This is a genomic window from Streptomyces sp. D2-8 (assembly GCF_023184515.1).
GTDB lineage: Bacteria > Actinomycetota > Actinomycetes > Streptomycetales > Streptomycetaceae > Streptomyces.
Window position 1 is genome coordinate 91,324 of record NZ_JAAHBP010000017.1, and the last position, 13,957, is coordinate 105,280.

General features: G+C 69.7%; 17 protein-coding genes, 1 tRNA gene and 1 riboswitch. Of the genes, 7 read left to right on the forward strand and 11 right to left on the reverse strand.

Annotated elements, in window-relative coordinates:
* Positions 1–637 precede the first annotated feature (637 nt).
* On the forward strand, positions 638–3,049 hold the full coding sequence (locus G3I77_RS26670) for a transglycosylase domain-containing protein (RefSeq protein WP_248507830.1): 2,412 nt from the start codon (positions 638–640) through the stop codon (positions 3,047–3,049).
* A gap of 1 nt (position 3,050) precedes the next feature.
* On the opposite strand, the gene G3I77_RS26675 is transcribed toward G3I77_RS26670, so the two are convergent.
* From G3I77_RS26675 to G3I77_RS26685, 3 genes are all read right to left on the reverse strand, one after another.
* Positions 3,051–3,371: a multidrug efflux SMR transporter gene (locus tag G3I77_RS26675; protein WP_248507832.1), complete on the reverse strand. Its 321-nt coding sequence runs from the start codon at positions 3,369–3,371 to the stop codon at positions 3,051–3,053.
* Positions 3,372–3,404: 33 nt separating this feature from the next.
* Positions 3,405–3,474, reverse strand: a riboswitch (guanidine-III (ykkC-III) riboswitch).
* Positions 3,475–3,529: 55 nt separating this feature from the next.
* The gene (locus G3I77_RS26680) at positions 3,530–3,886 is read right to left on the reverse strand and encodes a co-chaperone GroES (protein WP_031140106.1); all 357 of its coding nucleotides are present in this window, start codon (positions 3,884–3,886) and stop codon (positions 3,530–3,532) included.
* A 44-nt stretch (positions 3,887–3,930) separates the two neighbouring features.
* A complete protein-coding gene (locus G3I77_RS26685) occupies positions 3,931–4,260 on the reverse strand; it encodes a DUF3618 domain-containing protein (protein WP_248507954.1) in 330 nt (109 codons plus the stop codon).
* Between the two features lie 94 nt (positions 4,261–4,354).
* Here G3I77_RS26685 and bcp point away from each other — a divergent pair, with 94 nt between their 5' ends.
* From bcp to G3I77_RS26700, 3 genes are all read left to right on the forward strand, one after another.
* Positions 4,355–4,822, forward strand: a complete 468-nt coding sequence (gene bcp / locus G3I77_RS26690) for a thioredoxin-dependent thiol peroxidase (RefSeq protein WP_248507834.1) — start codon at positions 4,355–4,357, stop codon at positions 4,820–4,822.
* Between the two features lie 310 nt (positions 4,823–5,132).
* Positions 5,133–5,567 (forward strand): HNH endonuclease, encoded by a 435-nt coding sequence (locus tag G3I77_RS26695; RefSeq protein ID WP_374386833.1) that lies wholly within the window; start codon positions 5,133–5,135, stop codon positions 5,565–5,567.
* Positions 5,567–5,650, forward strand: a tRNA-Leu gene (locus G3I77_RS26700). Before G3I77_RS26695 ends, G3I77_RS26700 begins: the two co-directional genes overlap by 1 nt.
* Before the next feature lie 54 nt (positions 5,651–5,704).
* Here G3I77_RS26700 and rdgB read toward each other — a convergent pair.
* From rdgB to G3I77_RS26720, 4 genes are all read right to left on the reverse strand, one after another.
* Positions 5,705–6,307 (reverse strand): RdgB/HAM1 family non-canonical purine NTP pyrophosphatase, encoded by a 603-nt coding sequence (gene rdgB, locus G3I77_RS26705; protein ID WP_248507837.1) that lies wholly within the window; start codon positions 6,305–6,307, stop codon positions 5,705–5,707.
* A gap of 102 nt (positions 6,308–6,409) precedes the next feature.
* Positions 6,410–6,808: a hypothetical protein gene (locus G3I77_RS26710; RefSeq protein WP_248507839.1), complete on the reverse strand. Its 399-nt coding sequence runs from the start codon at positions 6,806–6,808 to the stop codon at positions 6,410–6,412.
* Between the two features lie 144 nt (positions 6,809–6,952).
* A complete protein-coding gene (rph, locus tag G3I77_RS26715; protein WP_248507841.1) occupies positions 6,953–7,690 on the reverse strand; it encodes a ribonuclease PH in 738 nt (245 codons plus the stop codon).
* 108 nt (positions 7,691–7,798) lie between these two features.
* Positions 7,799–8,032 (reverse strand): glucose PTS transporter subunit EIIB, encoded by a 234-nt coding sequence (locus G3I77_RS26720; RefSeq protein ID WP_248507843.1) that lies wholly within the window; start codon positions 8,030–8,032, stop codon positions 7,799–7,801.
* A gap of 162 nt (positions 8,033–8,194) precedes the next feature.
* On the opposite strand from G3I77_RS26720, the gene G3I77_RS26725 reads away from it, so the two are divergent.
* The gene (locus tag G3I77_RS26725) at positions 8,195–9,508 is read left to right on the forward strand and encodes a PTS transporter subunit EIIC (RefSeq protein ID WP_248507845.1); all 1,314 of its coding nucleotides are present in this window, start codon (positions 8,195–8,197) and stop codon (positions 9,506–9,508) included.
* A gap of 176 nt (positions 9,509–9,684) precedes the next feature.
* Positions 9,685–10,947 (forward strand): PTS transporter subunit EIIC, encoded by a 1,263-nt coding sequence (locus G3I77_RS26730; RefSeq protein WP_248507847.1) that lies wholly within the window; start codon positions 9,685–9,687, stop codon positions 10,945–10,947.
* An 85-nt stretch (positions 10,948–11,032) separates the two neighbouring features.
* Here the strand turns inward: G3I77_RS26730 and G3I77_RS26735 are convergent, their stop codons facing one another.
* Positions 11,033–11,785, reverse strand: coding sequence for an MBL fold metallo-hydrolase (locus G3I77_RS26735; RefSeq protein ID WP_248507848.1), 753 nt, complete (start codon positions 11,783–11,785; stop codon positions 11,033–11,035).
* Between the two features lie 213 nt (positions 11,786–11,998).
* Between G3I77_RS26735 and G3I77_RS26740 the strand changes: the two genes are divergently transcribed.
* Positions 11,999–12,448, forward strand: a complete 450-nt coding sequence (locus G3I77_RS26740) for a type II toxin-antitoxin system PemK/MazF family toxin (protein ID WP_248507849.1) — start codon at positions 11,999–12,001, stop codon at positions 12,446–12,448.
* A gap of 61 nt (positions 12,449–12,509) precedes the next feature.
* Here G3I77_RS26740 and G3I77_RS26745 read toward each other — a convergent pair whose 3' ends face one another.
* From G3I77_RS26745 to G3I77_RS41270, 3 genes are all read right to left on the reverse strand, one after another.
* On the reverse strand, positions 12,510–13,460 hold the full coding sequence (locus tag G3I77_RS26745; RefSeq protein ID WP_248507850.1) for a PLP-dependent cysteine synthase family protein: 951 nt from the start codon (positions 13,458–13,460) through the stop codon (positions 12,510–12,512).
* A 6-nt stretch (positions 13,461–13,466) separates the two neighbouring features.
* Positions 13,467–13,745, reverse strand: coding sequence for a MoaD/ThiS family protein (locus G3I77_RS26750; protein ID WP_248507851.1), 279 nt, complete (start codon positions 13,743–13,745; stop codon positions 13,467–13,469).
* A 116-nt stretch (positions 13,746–13,861) separates the two neighbouring features.
* Positions 13,862–13,957 (reverse strand): putative leader peptide, encoded by a 96-nt coding sequence (locus tag G3I77_RS41270; protein ID WP_317926516.1) that lies wholly within the window; start codon positions 13,955–13,957, stop codon positions 13,862–13,864.

A 13,957-nucleotide genomic window follows, 5' to 3' on the forward strand; every position in this document is an offset into this window, starting at 1 on the left:
ACAGCCCTTCCCGCCGCCCGGCACCGAAGCGCAGGAGCCTAGTGGCCCGGCGAGCGGGCGTGCCACGCATTTTCGGGGAGCGACAGGGGCGCCGCGGGGCGAGTGCGCACCGGCCAGACGGTACGATCCGTTGCGTCCGCGTGGGCCGAGGCGCCCGTGGCCAGGGCTAGTGCCCCGGCGGGCAACGTTGGCCCGTCAAGGAGCGGCGTCCGGTGCGTGCTCTCGGCGTGCCGGCCGGAAGTCCTCGTACTGGATGTACTTGGGCTTTCGGCCGGTGCGGCGAGAGGGCGTGCCGGGCGTCGCGACGGGGCGAACGTTGCCTGCCGGGGCACTAGCAGCGTGGCGGCGGTGCCGGCCGGGCGGAGCGTACGAGCCGTCGCGCTCCACGGCCGTGTCCCCCTTCGGGCGAATGTCGCGCGGGCGAGATCACGATTCGGGCAAGCGTGCGGCACAGCGCGATTGGCCGGTGCCCGCCCGCGCACTCGTCCGCACGCGACCCGCCCCACCACACGGCTCACGACACGGCCCTCGGTCAGGGAACTGATCACCGGATGGGACAGTCTTCATCACAGGGGCGCAAGAGCGAGCAGAGACGTACGGGAACGACGTACGACGCGAAACAGGAGTCCGTGCACGAATGAGTGACGAGCCTCAGCCGCAGCAACCGAATCCGGGCTGGGCACCGAGAGAGCCGCAGGCGGATGCCGGCGGCGACCCGGGCGCGCCCGAGGCCAAGGCCGCCGGGAAACCGAAGCGGACCGGCTGGCGCCGGATCATCCCGACCTGGCGCATGACGCTCGGCGGCTTCATCGTCGTCGTCCTCCTGCTGGTCGGCGGGTTCTTCCTGGGCTACTCGCTGGTGCAGATCCCGCCGGCCAACGCGCTCGCCACCAAGCAGGCCAACGTCTACCTCTACGCGGACGGCTCCGTGATCGCCCGCGACGGCGAGGTCAACCGCGAGAACGTCACGCTCCCGCAGGTCTCCAAGGACGCCCAGCACGCGATCCTGGCCGCCGAGGACCGCGACTTCTACACCGAATCCGCCGTCGACCCCAAGGCCATGGTCCGCGCCGCCTGGAACACCGCCCTCGGCAAGGGCAAGCAGTCCGGCTCCACGATCACCCAGCAGTACGTGAAGAACTACTACCTGCGCCAGGAACAGACCGTCACGCGCAAGGCCAAGGAGTTCTTCATCGCGATCAAGCTGGACCGCGAGGTCAGCAAGGACCACATCCTCGAGGGCTACCTCAACACCAGCTACTTCGGCCGCAACGCCTACGGCATCCAGGCCGCCGCCCAGGCCTACTACGGCATGGACGCCAAGGACCTCGACCCGGCCCGCGCCGCCTACCTCGCCGCGCTCGTCAACGCGCCCAGCCAGTTCGACGTCGTCGCCCACCCCGAGAACCGCAAGGCCGCCGAGTCCCGCTGGAACTACGTCCTGGACGGCATGGTCAAGAAGGGCTGGCTCAGCGAGTCCGAGCGCGCCGGCATGAAGTTCCCCGTGCCGAAGGAGTCCACCCTCTCCACCGGCATGTCCGGGCAGCGCGGCTACATCGTCCGGATCGTCAAGGACTACCTCACCCAGAACAAGATCATCGAGGAGAGCAAGCTCGACGCCGGCGGCTACCGCATCACGACGACCCTGCAGAAGGGCAAGCAGGACGCGTTCGTGAAGGCCGTCAACGACAAGCTGATGTCCAAGCTCGACAAGAAGAACAACAAGGTCGACACCTACGTCCGCGCGGGCGGCGCCTCCGTCGACCCCAAGACCGGCAAGGTCGTGGCGATGTACAACGGCATCGACTACGTCAAGCAGTACACCCCCAACGCCACCCGCAGGGACTTCCAGGTCGGCTCCACCTTCAAGCCCTTCGTGTTCACCTCGGCCGTCGAGAACCACTCGGAGACCCAGGACGGCCGCGTCATCACCCCGAACACCATCTACGACGGCACCAACAAGCGCTCCGTGCAGGGCTGGACCGGCGACCCGTACGCCCCCGAGAACGAGGACCAGCGCTCCTACGGCGACATCACCGTCACCGAGGCCACCGACAGCTCCGTGAACTCGGTGTACGCGCAGATGGCCGCCGACGTCGGCCCCGCGAAGGTCAAGCAGACCGCGATCGACCTCGGCGTCCCCGAGACCACCCCCGACCTCGCCGACGGCCCCGCCATCGCGCTCGGCACCGCCACCGCCAGCGTCCTCGACATGGCGGAGGCCTACGCCACCCTCGCCAACCACGGCCGGCACGGCACGTACACGATGGTCGAGAAGGTCACCAAGGGGGGCACGCCCATCGAACTGCCCGAGCGGCGCACCCGGCAGGCCGTGAGCCGCGAGGCCGCCGACACCACCACCTCGATGCTGCAGAGCGTCGTCCAGAACGGCACGGCCTCCGCCGCACAGGCCGCCGGCCGCCCCGTCGCCGGCAAGACCGGCACCGCCGAGGAGGACACGGCGGCCTGGTTCGCGGGCTACACCCCCGACCTCGCCACCGTCGTCTCCGTCATGGGCCAGGACCCGGTCACCGCCGCCCACAAGTCGCTGTACGGCGCCATGGGCCTGCAGCGCGTCAACGGCGGCGGCGCACCCGCCGAGATCTGGACGCAGTTCACCCAGGACGCCCTCAAGGCCAAGCCCGCCAAGGAGTTCGACCTCAGGCTCCAGCCGGGCTCCGACGTCTCCGAGGCCCCCAGCAGCGACGCCCCGGCCGACCCGACCACCGGGGCGACCACCGACGGCGGCACCACCGGCGGCGAGGACCCCGGCACCGCGACACCCGGCCAGTCCCCCAGCGCTCCCGAGGGGCAGACCGAGGGCCAGACCGACGGCGGCACCACCGACGGCGGCACCGGCGGCGAGTCCCCCACCGGCGGCGGCACCGCGGACGGCGGCACGACCGACGGCGGCACCTCCACCGACGGCGGCACGACCGACGGCGGTACGACGGAGGGCGGTGGCGGCGACACGAGCGACGGCGGCGCCACGGGCGGCCCGACCGGCCCCGGCTGGGGCGTGGTCCCGCAGGGCGCCCGCCGCGAATAGCTCAGTGCCCGCTGGTCGCCTTCAGCCCCACCACGGCGACCAGCAGCAGGCACACGAAGAAGATCCGGACGGCGGTCGCAGGCTCACCCAGCACCGCCATGCCGAACACCGCCGCCCCGGCCGCACCGATCCCCACCCACACGCCGTAGGCGGTACCGATGGGCAGGGTCCTGGCGGCCTGCGACAGCAGCAGCATGCTGACGACGATGCCGGCGCCCGTGAGCACACTGGGCAGCGGCCGCGTGAACCCGTCGGTGTACTTCATGCCGACGGACCACCCCACCTCGAGCAGACCGGCGACGACGAGCAGAACCCAGGCCATGACGAGCACCTCCGGGAAACGGGCTGACGGTTCGGTGCGTCGTCTTTGCCTTGATCCCGGTACGGCGCGTCTCGTCGGGGGTCCCGCCAACGTAGCAAAACCCATGACGAGGGGCCGGTGACAACCGTCACCGGCCCCCGCGCACCGCGCTGTCGGCCCTACAGGTACAGGCCCGTCGAGTCCTCTGCCCCTTCGAACCGGTCCGCGGCCACGGCGTGCAGATCACGCTCGCGCATGAGCACGTACGCGATCCCCCGCACCTCCACCTCGGCGCGGTCCTCCGGGTCGAACAGCACCCGGTCGCCCGCCTCCACGGTCCGCACGTTCTGCCCCACCGCGACGACCTCGGCCCACGCCAGCCGCCGGCCGACCGCCGCCGTGGCGGGGATCAGGATGCCGCCGCCGGAACGCCGCTCGCCCTCACTGGTGTCCTGCCGCACGAGTACGCGGTCGTGCAGCATCCGGATGGGCAGCTTGTCCGGATGGGTACTGTGCTCGTTTCTCTTGGCGCTCACGCCCTGAAACCTACCTGTCTTCCCCGCGAACGTACGCAGTCGGGTCAGCCCTTGCGCCGCCACGTGCCGACCGCGAGCAGCCCGACCACTCCCACCACGACGAGCGCGACGGGCACGACCCGCTCCAGCCGCGGCGCGCCGTCCTCGTCCACGAACCGGGCCCGCACGTCCGTGACGGCCCGGTTGACCCCCACGTAGGCCTGCCCGAGGGTGTGATCAATGTTGGAAACGACCTTGGCCTTGGCATCCCCGACGATCGTCTTCGGGTGCACCCGCACCCCGATCTCGTCGAGAGTCTCGGCCAGGGTCGCGCGGCGGCGCCTGATGTCCGCCTCGATCTGCGCCGGGGTCCTGGTGTCCGCCGTGTCCGCCACCGTGTCGCCTCCGAAGTCGGTGTGAGCCTGTGCCGGACAGTCTGTCAGCTCCACGGCTCATCGCACCGCCTCGACCCCCGGTTACGCTGGCCTGATGAGCGAGCGACTTCAGCCCGGGGACGTGGCCCCCGCCTTCACCCTGCCCGACGCCGACGGCACCGAGGTGTCCCTGTCGGACCACAAGGGCCGCAAGGTCATCGTGTACTTCTACCCGGCCGCCCTCACCCCCGGCTGCACCAAGCAGGCCTGCGACTTCACGGACAACCTGGAGCTGCTGACGGGCGCGGGCTACGACGTCATCGGCATCTCCCCCGACAAGCCGGAGAAGCTGGCCAAGTTCCGCGACAAGGAGTCCCTGAAGGTCACGCTCCTGGCCGACCCGGACAAGCAGGTCCTGGAGTCCTACGGCGCCTTCGGCGAGAAGAAGCTCTACGGCAAGACGGTCGTCGGCGTCATCCGCTCCACGATCGTCGTGGACGAGGAGGGCAAGGTCGAACGCGCCCTGTACAACGTCAAGGCGACGGGCCACGTAGCCAAGATCATCAAGGACCTGGGGGTCTGAGACTCCGCGGATCCTTCTCCGAGCGGCTCGTACCGGTGGACCCCGGCACGAGCCGTTTCGCATTCCGGGCGTGACTGTCCGATAAACGGTTCGTTACTCCGTGCGAGATCACGAAAGGGTGGTCGAGTACGGAGGGGTGGTTCATGGGCGCCAGTGCGTATACCTGGGAGCGGCTGGAGGAGGCGGCTCGGGGGGCGCGGTCGTTGTCGGAGGCGCTGGAGAGACTGGGGGTGGATCCGCGGAGTTCGACGCGGGACTACCCCCCGAAGAACTGCGCGTCGCGGTCGCCGAGTCCTTCTCCATCGCGGAAGTGCTGCGCCGCCTGGGACGGCCGGACAACGGCGGGCAGCGGGCGGCGTTGCGCCGACAGATCGCGCAGGAGCACCTCGATACGGCTCACTTCCTGGGGCAGGCGCACAACCGGGGTAAGCCCGGCACCATCCCGGCCAAGCACCCCGAGGAGATCTTGGTCCGGCACGACGGCAAGCACAGGACCGCGACAAGGCTGTTGCGCCGCGCGCTCGGCAGCGTCGGCGTACCTGAGCAGTGCGCTCGGTGTGGCACCGGCCCCGAGTGGCGCGGCAAACCGATGACGCTGGAGGTGGATCACATCAACGGGGACTGGAGCGACGACCGGCGCGAGAACCTGCGGCTGTTGTGTCCCAACTGCCACGCGGTCACCAGCACCTGGTGCCGAGGAGGCAAAAGTCGACGAGCTGCTCCCGGTACCATGACAGGCGGCTAGCGGCGGTGGCGCAATGGCGACGCAGCAGGTTTAGGTCCTGTGGCCCCTGACCGGGCTTGAGGGTTCGAATCCCTTCCGCCGCACGAGATACGGCCTGCACATCGAAGGTTCGATGGTGCAGGCCGTTTCTCTTGGCTTCAGCGCAACAGCTCCCGAACCACCGGCACCAACGCCCGAAACGCCTTCCCCCGGTGGCTGATCGCGTTCTTCTCCTGGGGAGTCAACTCCGCGCAGGTCCGCGTATCGCCCTCCGGCTGGAGGATCGGGTCGTAGCCGAAGCCGCCCGTGCCCGTCGGCTTGTGGCGGAGAGTGCCGGGGAGTTGGCCCTCCACCACCCTTTCCGTGCCGTCCGGCAGGGCCAGTGCCGCCGCGCAGGCGAAGTGGGCGCCCCGGTGTTCCTCGGCGATGTCCGAGAGCTGGGCGAGGAGGAGGTCCAGGTTGGCCTTGTCGTCGCCGTGGCGGCCGGACCAGCGGGCGGAGAAGATGCCGGGGGCGCCGTTGAGGACGTCGACGCAGAGGCCGGAGTCGTCGGCGACGGCGGGGAGGCCGGTGGCCTGGGCGAGGGCGTGGGCCTTCAGGAGGGCGTTCTCCGCGAAGGTGACGCCGGTTTCCTTGACGTCGGGGATGTCCGGGTAGGCGTCGGCGCCGACGAGGTCGTGGGACAGCCCGGCTTCGGCGAGGATCGCGCGAAGTTCGGTGATCTTCCCGGTGTTACGGGTGGCGAGGATCAGGCGACTCATGGCCCCCAGTATCGCGGGGGCCGGGAGCCGCGCCCCCTCAGGGGCGCGGGGAACTGCGCGAGCGACCACGACGGACCCGCGGTTGGCCACCGGCAGCCGGCGTTACGGAGTGCACACCTTCGTCAGTTCGCCCGCCGCGTCCGTGACCGGGCTGATGTCGGGTGTCTCGTCGCCGTTCTTGATCGACGTGCGGACGTTGTCGACGGCCTTGTTCAGGTCGTCGACGGCCTTGCCGACATCCGCGTTGTCGGTCTTGTCGCCGATGTCGCCGAGGTTCTTGTCGATGGAGTCGAGGGACTCGTCGATCTGCGTCGGGTCGTTCGCCGCGCTGTCGACCGCCTGCTGGAGGTCCGTGACGCTGTCGGCGATGGCGTCGGCGGCCTGGACGCAGTCCAGCGCCTTGTCGACGGCGGCGCAGCCGGTGGTGAGTCCGGCGGTCAGCGCGACGGCCGCCAGGGTGGCGGCGACGGCTGCGGTGCGGCGTCGGCGGCTCGCGGCCATGGAGCGGTCCCTCTCGTTCGGTCGGGCCGGTCGGGCCCGCGCGGTTGGCCGGGCGCACAGGGATGAGCCGTGCGCCCGTACTCCTTCAGACGCGAGTGTGCTCGGCGCGGTTGCCCGTGCCGAGCACTCGTCTTGGTGTGCCTTTTACTTTTCGAGGACGGTGGCAAGCGCGGTGCGCTGGTGGGCGGTGAGTTCGTCGCAGCCGGCGACGGCGAGGTCGAGGAGGGCGCCCAGTTCGTCGCGGGCGAAAGGCTCGGCTTCGGCGGTGCCCTGGACCTCGACGAAGCGGCCGTCGCCGGTGCAGACGACGTTCATGTCGGTGTCGGCCTTGACGTCTTCCTCGTAGCAGAGGTCGAGGAGGGGGACGCCGCCGACGATGCCGACGGAGACGGCGGAGACGGTGCCGGTCAGGGGCTGGCGGCCCGCCTTGATCAGCTTCTTGCGCTGGGCCCAGGCGACGGCGTCGGCCAGTGCGACGTAGGCGCCGGTGATGGCTGCCGTGCGGGTGCCGCCGTCGGCCTGGAGGACGTCGCAGTCGAGGACGATGGTGTTCTCGCCGAGGGCCTTGTAGTCGATGACGGCGCGCAGGGAGCGGCCGATGAGGCGGCTGATCTCGTGGGTGCGGCCGCCGATGCGGCCCCTGACGGACTCGCGGTCGCCGCGGGTGTTGGTGGAGCGGGGCAGCATGGAGTATTCGGCGGTGACCCAGCCTTCGCCGCTGCCTTTGCGCCAGCGGGGGACGCCTTCGGTGACGGAGGCGGTGCAGAAGACCTTGGTGTCGCCGAAGGAGACGAGGACGGAGCCTTCGGCGTGCTTGCTCCAGCCGCGCTCGATGGTGATGGGGCGGAGCTGCTGGGGGGTGCGGCCGTCGATTCGAGACATGCGGCTGAGCCTATCCGTACGTGCGGAAGGGGCCCTTCCCGCGGTGGGAGGGGCCCCGGTGGTGAGCTGGGGGTGTCAGGGGGTGAGGCCCGGGACGATCCCCGTCCTTCACATCATGTCTTCGATGTCCGCTGCGATGGGGTCGGCGTCGGTGCCGATGACGACCTGGATCGCGGTGCCCATCTTGACGACGCCGTGGGCGCCGGCGGCCTTCAGGGCGGTCTCGTCGACCTTGGAGGGGTCCACGACCTCGGTCCGCAGCCGGGTGATGCAGCCTTCGACCTCTTCGATGTTGTCGATGCCGCCGAGCCCGGCAACGATCTTCTCAGCCTTGCTGGCCATCTTCGTTCTCCCTGATCCGAACCGCTTTGTCGCAGTAACCCACAGTTGGTCCATCTTTGCGAGCGGTCATGTCGCGTGTGCCGAATGATGGCGTCACGTTCGCGCGACCGTCCGAACGACTGGTCTACACCACAAGCCCGCCTCCCGACAAAGGGGACCGGAATGAGTGCGGACAGCCCCGCCGGCGCCGAGGCCGCCGCCCGTCCTGGACATGCCCGCTGGAACCGGCTGTTCCAAGGGTTGCAGAAGATGGGCCGCAGTCTGCAGTTGCCGATCGCGGTGCTGCCGGCGGCGGGGATCCTCAACCGGCTGGGGCAGCCTGATGTGTTCGGGGACGACGGGCTGGGCTGGACGAACGTCTCGAAGGTGATGGTGGGGGCGGGCGGTGCGCTGCTGGACAGTTCGCTGGGGTTGCCGCTGCTGTTCTGTGTGGGCGTTGCGATCGGGATGGCGAAGAAGGCGGACGGTTCGACGGCGCTGGCGGCGGTGGCCGGGTTCCTCGTTTATTTCACGGTGCTGCGGCAGTTTCCGGAGGGTTGCCCGGAGGGGTCGGTGGTGGTGCCGAACGTGGGGTGCCAGGTGACCGACGGGGACCGGACGGTGACGTCGTTCACGTTCCAGAATCCGGGGGTGTTCGGCGGGATCGTGATGGGGCTGCTGGCGGCGTTCTTCTGGGCGCGTTTCCATCGCACGCGGCTGGTGGACTGGCTGGGGTTCTTCAACGGGCGGCGGCTGGTGCCGATCATCATGGCGTTCGTGGCGATCGTGTTCGCGGCGCTGTGTCTGTGGGTGTGGCCGCCGATCGGTGACGCGCTGGAGAGTTTCAGCGACTGGCTGGACGGTCTGGACGCGTGGGGTGCGGGTGTGTTCGGGGTGGCGAACCGGGCGTTGCTGGTGGTGGGGCTGCATCAGTTCCTGAACGTGCCCGTCTGGTTCCAGTTCGGCTCGTTCACGAAGCCGGACGGGACGGTGGTGCACGGTGACATCAACATGTTCCTGGCGGGGGATCCGGACGCCGGTCAGTTCACCTCGGGGTTCTTCCCGATCATGATGTTCGCGTTGCCGGCGGCGGCGCTGGCGATCACGCACTGTGCGCGGCCGGACCGGCGCAAGGAGGTCGGCGGTCTGATGGTGTCGGTGGCGCTGACGTCGTTCGTCACGGGCATCACCGAGCCGATCGAGTATTCGTTCCTGTTCGTGGCGCCGGTGCTGTACGTGGTGCACGCGCTGCTGACGGGGGTGTCGATGGCGGTGACGTGGGGGCTGGGGGTGCATGACGGGTTCAGCTTCTCGGCGGGGCTGATCGACTACGTCATCAACTGGAATCTGGCGACGAGGCCGTGGCTGATCGTCCCGGTCGGGCTGGGCTTCGCGCTCGTCTATTACGTGATCTTCCGGTTCGCGATCACGAAGTTCGACCTGAGGACTCCGGGTCGGGAGCCTGCGGAGGACGTGGAGGACAGCGCCGAGGCGTGATCGTCGCAGGGGCGGAAATTGGCGGGTTCCACTCGTTCGGCCTACCGTGCTACAACTGGTCTACACCACTCACTGGTGGAGGTGGCGCGGCGATGACCGCGTTCCCCTTTCTTTGAGACGCCGCCGTCCCCCGCTGAATTCTCCCTGCGCGGCGCCGTGCCCCCTGGAGGAAGTTCATGTCCACAGCCACAGCCGCGCCCGCGAGCCCGAAGAAGGGGTCGGCGGTGATGGCCGTCATGCAGCGCATCGGCCGGAGCCTGATGCTGCCCGTCGCCGTCCTGCCCGCCGCCGCCCTGCTGGTCCGACTCGGCAACACCGACATGCTCGGGCGCGAGTCGTTCCCCGCGTTCATCACCAAGATCGCGAGCTTCATGGCGGCCGGCGGTAACGCGATCCTCGACAACATGGCGCTGCTGTTCGCCGTGGGTATCGCGATCGGCTTCGCCAAGAAGTCGGACGGCTCCACCGCCCTGGCGGCCGTGGTGGGTTACCTGGTCTTCAAGAACGTGCTGGCCACGTTCACCGACAAGAACCTGCCCCAGGTGGCGAAGGTCGTCGACGGCAAGATAGTCATGACGGACGCGCCGGTGGACGCCAAGGTGCTCGGCGGTGTGGTGATGGGCCTCGTCGTCGCCCTGCTCTACCAGCGGTTCTACCGCACCAAGCTGCCGGACTGGGCGGGCTTCTTCGGCGGGCGCCGACTGGTGCCGATCCTGTCGGCCTTCGCCGGTCTGCTCCTCGGCATCGTCTTCGGTTACATCTGGCCGGTCCTCGGCACGGCCCTGCACAACTTCGGTGAGTGGCTGGTCGGTTCCGGGGCGGTCGGCGCGGGCATCTTCGGTGTCGCCAACCGTGCGCTGATCCCGATCGGCATGCACCACCTGCTGAACTCCTTCCCCTGGTTCCAGGCCGGCACCTACGAGGGCAAGAGCGGCGACATCGCCCGGTTCCTGGCGGGCGACCCGACCGCCGGGCAGTTCATGACCGGCTTCTTCCCGATCATGATGTTCGCCCTGCCGGCCGCCTGCCTGGCGATCGTGCACTGCGCCCGGCCCGAGCGCCGCAAGGTCGTCGGCGGCATGATGTTCTCCCTCGCGCTGACCTCGTTCGTCACGGGCGTCACCGAGCCGATCGAGTTCACCTTCATGTTCATCGCCCCGGTGCTGTACGCGATCCACGCCGTGCTCACCGGTGTCTCGATGGCGCTGACCTGGGCCCTGGGGATGAAGGACGGCTTCGGCTTCTCGGCCGGCGCGGTGGACTTCTTCCTCAACCTGGGCATCGCGAGCAACCCGTGGGGCCTGGCCCTGGTCGGCTTGTGCTTCGCGGCGGTCTACTACGTGGTCTTCCGCTTCGCGATCACCAAGTTCAACCTGCCGACGCCGGGCCGCGAGTCCGACGAGGAACTCGCCGAGTTGCAGAAGGCGGAGGCGAAGTAGCCCCGTACACGCTGAAGGCCCGGAACCGCTCTGGTTCCGGGCCTTCGTGCGTCGGGCGCCAGGACCTGTCGTTTGGATCAGGCCCTCAGATCTCGTACGTCTGCCGCGGCGCGGCCAGGTCCACCGGGCCGTCGTAGACCTCGCGGGCGTCGGCGAGGTTGACCTGGGGGTCCGTCCACGGCGGGATGTGGGTGAGGACCAGGCGGCGGGCACCGGCCCGGGCCGCCGTCTCCCCCGCCTCGCGGCCGTTGAGGTGCAGGTCGGGGATGTTCTCCTTGCCGTGCGTGAACGCGGCCTCGCACAGGAACAGGTCGGCGTCCCGGGCGAGTTCGTCCAGCGCGGGGCTCACGCCGGTGTCGCCGGAGTACGCCAGCGTCCGGCCGCCGTGCTCGATCCGGATGCCGTACGCCTCCACGGGGTGGGCCACCCGCTCGGTGTGCACCGTGAACGGGCCGAGCTCGAAGGTGGACGGCTTGACCGTGTGGAAGTCGAAGACCTCGCTCATGGAGGAGGCGGAGGGGGTGTCCGCGTAGGCGGTGGTCAGCCGGTGTTCCGTGCCTTCGGGGCCGAAGACGGGGAGTGGAGCGCAGCGGCCGCCGTCGTGGCGGTAGTAGCGCGCGACGAAGTACGCGCACATGTCGATGCAGTGGTCGGCGTGCAGATGGCTGAGGAAGATCGCGTCGAGGTCGTAGAGACCGCAGTGGCGCTGCAACTCGCCCAGGGCACCGTTGCCCATGTCGAGAAGCAGCCGGAAGCCGTCGGCCTCGACGAGGTAGCTCGAGCAGGCCGATTCCGCGGACGGGAACGACCCCGAGCAGCCGACGACGGTGAGCTTCATGAAGCAGAAACCTCCGCTGGCGGGATAAGTCTGAGAGGGGCGTCGGGGGTCGTGCGGTCCGTCGAGCGTAAGGCGCAAAACCTCCGGTAGCTCCTCCACCAAGGCCTGTTGTGGGCGAACTCACCTGTGGTGTCACCGGTTCGGCTGGCAGGGCCGGGGGGTGATCCTCGTGAGGGGGGCGCGCGGCAGCGGCGGCGCCGGTAACGTCTCAGTATGGACACGTCCTGGTGGCTGGCGCTCGCCGCGGTGGTGCTGCTCGCGCTCATCGCCACGCTCGTCGACGGCTGGGGCCGGGGGCGGCGGCCGTCTGCCCGGCGGGTCCGGACGGCTGTACCGACCATCACGAAGGAGGGTCGGCCGCAGCCGGCGGAGATCTGGTGGGCGGACGTGCCCTACGAGGACGAGGCCCGCACCAAGGACCGGCCCTGTCTGGTGCTGGCGGTGCGCGGGGAGCGGGCGACGGTCGCGAAGATCACCACCCGGTTCCGCGACGAGCGCACCGGCGTGATCCCGCTGCCGCCGGGTTCGGTCGGCGACACCCAGGGGCGTGCGAGTTTCCTGGAGACGGAAGAGCTGCGGGAGGTCCCGGTGTGGGGCTTCCGGCGGCGGGTCGGCGTGGTGGATCCGGCGCTGTGGGACCAGGTCCGGTATCTGGCGGGCTGAGCGGCACGAAGGGCTGGAGTCGTGACTCCAGCCCTTCGTTCATGTCGGTGCCCGGCGTCGGCTACGCCCAGAGCTGGCCCTGGAGCGTGTCGATGGCCTCCTCCGTCGTGGCCGCCGTGTAGACGCCCGTCGAGAGGTACTTCCAGCCGCCGTCGGCGACGACGAAGGCGATGTCGGCCGGCTCTCCGGCCTTGACGGCCTTCTTGCCGACGCCGATCGCGGCGTGCAGCGCGGCGCCCGTGGAGACGCCGGCGAAGATGCCCTCCTGCTGGAGCAGCTCGCGGGTGCGGGTGACCGCGTCCGCCGAGCCGACCGAGAAGCGGCTGGTGAGGACGGAGGCGTCGTACAGCTCGGGGACGAAGCCCTCGTCGAGGTTGCGCAGGCCGTAGACCAGGTCGTCGTAGCGCGGTTCGGCCGCGACGATCTGGACGTCCGGCTTGTGCTCGCGCAGGTAGCGGCCCACGCCCATGAGGGTGCCGGTCGTGCCGAGGCCGGCCACGAAGTGCGTGACGGACGGCAGGTCGGCGAGGATCTCGGGGCCGGTCGTGGCGTAGTGGGCGCCCGCGTTGTCGGGGTTGCCGTACTGGTAGAGCATCACCCAGTCCGGGTGCTCGGCCGAGAGCTCCTTGGCGACGCGCACGGCGGTGTTGGAGCCGCCCGCCGCCGGGGAGGAGATGATCTCCGCGCCCCACATGCCCAGCAGGTCCCGGCGTTCCTGCGAGGTGTTCTCCGGCATCACGCACACGATGCGGTAGCCCTTGAGCTTCGCCGCCATCGCCAGCGAGATGCCGGTGTTGCCCGACGTCGGCTCGAGGATGGTGCAGCCCGGGGTGAGGCGGCCGTCCTTCTCCGCCTGCTCGATCATGTGCAGGGCCGGACGGTCCTTTACCGACCCCGTCGGGTTGCGGTCCTCCAGCTTCGCCCAGATACGGACGTCGGCGGACGGCGACAGCCGCGGCAGGCGCACCAGGGGGGTGTTGCCGACCGCGGCCAGGGGGGAGTCGTAGCGCATCGTTGATCAGACCATGCCGCCGGCCACGGCCGGCAGGATCGTGACGTTGTCGCCGTCCGACAGCTTGGTGGTGATGCCGTCGAGGAAGCGGACGTCCTCGTCGTTCAGGTACACGTTGACGAAGCGGCGCAGCTGGTCGCCGTCGACGATGCGGGCCTGGATGCCCGGGTGCCGGGTCTCGAGGTCGTCGAAGAGCTCGGCGAGGGTGTCTCCCTTGCCCTCCACCGCCTTCTGACCGTCGGTGTAGGTGCGGAGGATGGTCGGGATACGGACCTCGATGGCCATGGCTTCAGGGCTCCTGTCGGGAGTAGTCAGTCGGGGCGCGCGGCAGCGCAGGAACAGCGGGGTGGTGCGTGTGTGCAGCGCCGCGGCTCACGGCCGTACGGCGGCAGGGACCGGCGTCAACAGATGGCGCTGGCGAGCCTGCACAGGTCGACGTGCAGCCGCGCCACGAGCAGCGTGCCCGGCGTCTTGTCGCTCACGTCGTGGAAAACCAT

Coding starts and splice junctions, on each gene's coding strand:
- G3I77_RS26730 (WP_248507847.1), top strand. CDS start 9,685: ATGTCCACAGCCACAGCCGCGCCCGCGAGCCCGAAGAAGGGGTCGGCG.
- G3I77_RS26735 (WP_248507848.1), bottom strand. CDS start 11,785: ATGAAGCTCACCGTCGTCGGCTGCTCGGGGTCGTTCCCGTCCGCGGAA.
- G3I77_RS26745 (WP_248507850.1), bottom strand. CDS start 13,460: ATGCGCTACGACTCCCCCCTGGCCGCGGTCGGCAACACCCCCCTGGTG.
- G3I77_RS26675 (WP_248507832.1), bottom strand. CDS start 3,371: ATGGCCTGGGTTCTGCTCGTCGTCGCCGGTCTGCTCGAGGTGGGGTGG.
- G3I77_RS26740 (WP_248507849.1), top strand. CDS start 11,999: ATGGACACGTCCTGGTGGCTGGCGCTCGCCGCGGTGGTGCTGCTCGCG.
- G3I77_RS26710 (WP_248507839.1), bottom strand. CDS start 6,808: ATGGCCGCGAGCCGCCGACGCCGCACCGCAGCCGTCGCCGCCACCCTG.
- bcp (WP_248507834.1), top strand. CDS start 4,355: ATGAGCGAGCGACTTCAGCCCGGGGACGTGGCCCCCGCCTTCACCCTG.
- G3I77_RS26750 (WP_248507851.1), bottom strand. CDS start 13,745: ATGGCCATCGAGGTCCGTATCCCGACCATCCTCCGCACCTACACCGAC.
- G3I77_RS26670 (WP_248507830.1), top strand. CDS start 638: ATGAGTGACGAGCCTCAGCCGCAGCAACCGAATCCGGGCTGGGCACCG.
- rdgB (WP_248507837.1), bottom strand. CDS start 6,307: ATGAGTCGCCTGATCCTCGCCACCCGTAACACCGGGAAGATCACCGAA.
- G3I77_RS26720 (WP_248507843.1), bottom strand. CDS start 8,032: ATGGCCAGCAAGGCTGAGAAGATCGTTGCCGGGCTCGGCGGCATCGAC.
- rph (WP_248507841.1), bottom strand. CDS start 7,690: ATGTCTCGAATCGACGGCCGCACCCCCCAGCAGCTCCGCCCCATCACC.
- G3I77_RS26725 (WP_248507845.1), top strand. CDS start 8,195: ATGAGTGCGGACAGCCCCGCCGGCGCCGAGGCCGCCGCCCGTCCTGGA.
- G3I77_RS41270 (WP_317926516.1), bottom strand. CDS start 13,957: ATGGTTTTCCACGACGTGAGCGACAAGACGCCGGGCACGCTGCTCGTG.